The following is a 4,172-nucleotide window of genomic DNA, read 5'->3' on the forward strand; positions in this document are numbered from 1 at the left end:
TTCACGTCTCCGAAATGGACTGGACCAACAAGAACATCCATCCGTCCAAGGTGGTTCAGGTCGGTGACGAAGTCGAAGTCATGATTCTCGACATCGACGAAGAGCGTCGTCGTATCTCCCTGGGTATCAAGCAGTGCACCACCAACCCGTGGGAAGACTTCAGCGGTCGCTACAACAAGGGCGACCGTGTTGCCGGCACCATCAAGTCGATCACCGATTTCGGTATCTTCATCGGCCTGGAAGGCGGCATCGACGGTCTGGTTCACCTCTCGGACATCTCCTGGAGCGAGACCGGCGAAGAAGCCGTTCGTCAGTTCAAGAAGGGCGATGAAGCGGAAGCGGTCATCCTGTCGATCGATCCGGAGCGTGAGCGCATCTCGCTGGGTATCAAGCAGCTCGAGTCCGATCCGGTCTCCGAGTTCCTGGCTGTCAACGACAAGGGTGCCGTGGTCACTGGCCGCATCATCGAAGTCGATGCCAAGGAAGCCCATGTCGAGCTGGCGACTGACGTCGTGGCCGTGCTCAAGGCGTCCGAGATCAGCGCCGATCGCGTCGAAGATGCGCGCAACGTGCTGAACGAAGGCGATAGCGTCGAAGCCAAGATCGTCAACGTGGATCGCAAGAGCCGCGTCATCAACCTCTCCATCAAAGCCAAGGATCAGGTCGATACGCGTCGCAGCATGGGTAAACTGCGCGATCAGGATGTCGAGCCCAACGGCCCGACCACCATCGGTGATCTGATCAAGCAGCAGATGGGCCAGGACTGATTCATCGAATCCGGTCCTGCCGAACAAAAACAGCGCCTACGGGCGCTGTTTTTTTTGGTGCCGCCGTTCAGCCGACCGTGCCAGCCGCTGGCAACGCTCGGAAGATTGATGGAAAACGCGTGGCCTCGGTGCCGAGATCAGCGGCCGAACCAGGTTCGGAAGCGTGGCGACGAAGTGGGTGGCTGATGGGTGACGGAAAGGTGCCGGACCGCTTGCCCCAGCGGAGCGCCGATGGCCTGGAGATGGTGTCGGCAGAGGCGCTGGTCGAGGGCGCCGGGGCACTGCGCCATCAACAGACCGCAGTGGTAGATCGCCTCCTCGAGCGGTGCGTGGACGGGCTTGAACGGTGAGGCACTGCGGCGGCAGCGTTGCAGTTCGCCCAGCAGCATCTGCAGGGTCTGTGCGTCCAGCCAGCAGCGGCTGCTGTCATCGCTCCGGGTCATGACCGAGCTCTCGATGGCCTGGAAGGAGACCTGAAGAAAGACGCAGGTGTAGTAGAGCTGGGAGCGTTCGGAGGTCATCGCCGTCATCGCTTTTTGATGAGATCGATTCCCATTCTCTATCTGGCCGGTCTGACTGTCAAAGGACTTTGCCTGCTGATCTAGCCGTCTCGGCTTGAACCTTCCAGTGCATTGAGTACACCACGCAGAATCGAAAGCTCCTTGCGACTGGGCTCGGCGCGGGTGAACAGTGCGCGGAGGTGAGCCTCGGTCCTGGCGTGGGGCTGCGTCAGGAATCCGGCGCTGTCCAAGGCGCGGTGCAGGTGGGTGTAGAAGTGGTCCAGTTGCTCCATCGTCGGATAAGGGCCATTGGCCTTGGGCATCTGCCGTGCTTCCCCCTGGATACGGGATTGGCGGAACGCCTCGTAGGCCACGATCTGCACGGCCTGGGAGAGGTTGAGCACGCCATAGTCCGGGTTGGCAGGGATGTTCAGCTGATGCGTGCAGTGGCCGATCTCCTCGTTGGTCAATCCATATCGCTCCCGCCCGAAAACGATGGCGACCGGCCCCTCCGGCAGGCGGCGCCACAGTTCGGCGGCCATCTGGTCCGGTTCATGGTAGCAGGGCAGTGGCAGGCTGCGCAGTCGGGCGCTGGCGCCGATGACCTGTACGCAGTCGCCAATCGCCGCCGACAGGGAGTCGACGACACGACAACCCTCGATGAGATCGGCAGCGCCAGCGGCAAGGCGGGTGGCCTCCTCATCGGGAAACTGGCGTGGGGCGACCAGGACCAGGTCGCTCAGGCCCATGGTCTTCATCGCGCGCGCGCTGGCACCGATATTGCCGGGGTGGAACGTCTGGACGAGAACGATGCGAATGCGATCCAGCATGCGCGAAAAACTCCTGCGGGCAAGAATTCGGGGTGTCGCCGAAGGCTTCCGGGCGAGCCGAAGGCCCAGCCGACTCGGCAACAAAAAAGCCCCGCCAGAAGGCGGGGCTTTCCATGATACCTGAAAGGATCAGGCGATGGCGGGGCAGTGATTACATCATGCCGCCCATGCCACCCATGCCGCCCATGTCCGGAGCGCCGCCACCTGCCGGTGCGTCGTCCGGATCTTCGGCCACCATGGCTTCGGTGGTGATCATCAGGCCGGCGACGGAAGCCGCGGACTGCAGCGCGGTGCGTGTCACCTTGGCCGGATCGAGGACACCCATTTCGAACAGGTCGCCGTATTCGCCGGTCTGCGCGTTGTAGCCGAAGTTGCCTTCGCCTTCCTTGACGCGATTGACGATGACGGAAGCCTCTTCGCCTGCGTTGGTGACGATCTGGCGCAGCGGGGATTCCATGGCGCGAAGCGCGATGGCGATACCGTGGGTCTGGTCTTCGTTGTCACCGGTCAGGCCCTGGATCAGGGTCAGGACGCGAACCATGGCGGTACCGCCACCAGGCACGACGCCTTCCTCGACCGCAGCGCGAGTGGAGTGCAGGGCGTCTTCGACGCGAGCCTTCTTCTCCTTCATCTCGAACTCGGTCGCCGCACCGACGCGGATCACGGCAACGCCGCCGGCCAGCTTGGCGACGCGTTCCTGCAGTTTCTCGCGATCGTAGTCGGAAGAGGTCTCTTCGATCTGCGCGCGGATCTGTGCGACACGCGATTCGATGTCGGATTCGACGCCGGCACCATCGATGATGGTGGTGTTCTCCTTGGACATGGTGATGCGCTTGGCGCTGCCCAGGTGGTCGAGGTTGGCCTGCTCGAGGCTGAGACCGACTTCTTCGGAGATCACGGTGCCGCCGGTCAGGATCGCGATGTCCTGCAGCATGGCCTTGCGACGATCGCCGAAGCCGGGCGCCTTGGCCGCAGCCACCTTGACGATGCCGCGCATGTTGTTGACGACCAGCGTCGCCAGCGCTTCGCCTTCGATGTCTTCGGCGATGATCGCCAGCGGCTTGCCGGCCTTGGCGACGGCTTCCAGTACCGGGAGCAGTTCGCGGATGTTCGAGACTTTCTTGTCGACCAGCAGGAGATAGGGGTCTTCGAGCTCGACCGCCATGGTGTCCTGGTTGGTGACGAAGTACGGGGAGAGATAGCCGCGATCGAACTGCATCCCCTCGACGACTTCCAGCTCGTCCTCGAAGCCGCGACCTTCGTCGACGGTGATGACGCCTTCCTTGCCGACTTTCTCCATCGCTTCGGCGATGATCTCACCGATGCGCGCATCTCCGTTGGCGGAGATGGTACCGACCTGAGCGATCGCCTTGGCGTCGGTGCAGGGTACGGAGAGCGCCTGGATATGCTTGACGGCCTCGACGACGGCCTTGTCGATGCCGCGCTTGAGATCCATCGGGTTCATGCCGGCGGCGACGCCTTTCAGCCCTTCGTTGACGATGGACTGGGCCAGTACGGTGGCGGTGGTGGTACCGTCACCCGCGGCATCGGAAGTCTTGGAGGCGACTTCCTTGACCATCTGGGCGCCCATGTTCTCGAACTTGTCCTTCAGTTCGATCTCCTTGGCCACGGAAACGCCGTCCTTGGTGACGGTCGGCGAGCCGAAGGATTTCTCCAGTACGACGTTACGACCTTTCGGCCCGAGCGTCGCCTTTACCGCGTCGGCGAGAACGTTGACGCCACGTGCCATGCGCTTGCGAGCATCATCAGAGAACTTGACTTGTATAGCTGCCATTGTTCGATCTTCCTAATGTAATGCGTGAAATCGTGATGAATCGTCTAGCTTCGGCCGATCAGCCTTCGACGACGGCCAGGATGTCGCTTTCGCTCATGATCAGGACTTCTTCACCGTCGACCTTCTGTTTCTCGACGCCGAAGCCTTCCTTGAAAATCACGGTGTCGCCAACCTTGACGTCCAGTGCGCGAACTTCGCCGCTCTCGAGGATACGGCCATTGCCCACTGCCAGGACTTCACCGCGTGTCGGCTTCTCCTGGGCACTGCCCGGAAGCACGAT

At 62.0% G+C, this 4,172-nt stretch carries 5 protein-coding genes; 1 reads left to right on the top strand and 4 read right to left on the bottom strand.

All coding sequences use genetic code 11. From position 1 onward, the window contains the following. On the top strand, positions 1-767 hold a 767-nt coding region (locus AC3AYF_RS18745), incomplete at its 5' end, for a S1 RNA-binding domain-containing protein (RefSeq protein ID WP_487780174.1). A 137-nt stretch (positions 768-904) separates the two neighbouring features. Here the strand turns inward: AC3AYF_RS18745 and AC3AYF_RS18750 are convergent. The 4 genes from AC3AYF_RS18750 to AC3AYF_RS18765 form a co-directional block, all read right to left on the bottom strand. Further along, complete coding sequence (locus tag AC3AYF_RS18750) at positions 905-1,288, bottom strand: hypothetical protein (protein ID WP_298845941.1); 384 nt, start codon at positions 1,286-1,288, stop codon at positions 905-907. 80 nt (positions 1,289-1,368) lie between these two features. Beyond that, positions 1,369-2,097 carry an RNA methyltransferase gene (locus tag AC3AYF_RS18755; protein WP_487780175.1) on the bottom strand — a complete coding sequence of 243 codons (729 nt, stop codon included), beginning with the start codon at positions 2,095-2,097 and terminating at the stop codon, positions 1,369-1,371. A gap of 151 nt (positions 2,098-2,248) precedes the next feature. Then, positions 2,249-3,892, bottom strand: a complete 1,644-nt coding sequence (gene groL, locus AC3AYF_RS18760; RefSeq protein WP_487780176.1) for a chaperonin GroEL — start codon at positions 3,890-3,892, stop codon at positions 2,249-2,251. Positions 3,893-3,950: 58 nt separating this feature from the next. Next, positions 3,951-4,172, bottom strand: a 222-nt coding sequence (locus AC3AYF_RS18765; protein ID WP_487780177.1) for a co-chaperone GroES, incomplete at its 5' end; no start/stop codon positions are given.

It is taken from the genome of Salinicola sp., assembly GCF_982684285.1.

Bases quoted from the DNA above. Each gene is read 5' to 3' on its own strand.
- AC3AYF_RS18750 (WP_298845941.1), bottom strand. From the start codon at position 1,288: ATGACCTCCGAACGCTCCCAGCTCTACTACACCTGCGTCTTTCTTCAG.
- AC3AYF_RS18755 (WP_487780175.1), bottom strand. From the start codon at position 2,097: ATGCTGGATCGCATTCGCATCGTTCTCGTCCAGACGTTCCACCCCGGC.
- groL (WP_487780176.1), bottom strand. From the start codon at position 3,892: ATGGCAGCTATACAAGTCAAGTTCTCTGATGATGCTCGCAAGCGCATG.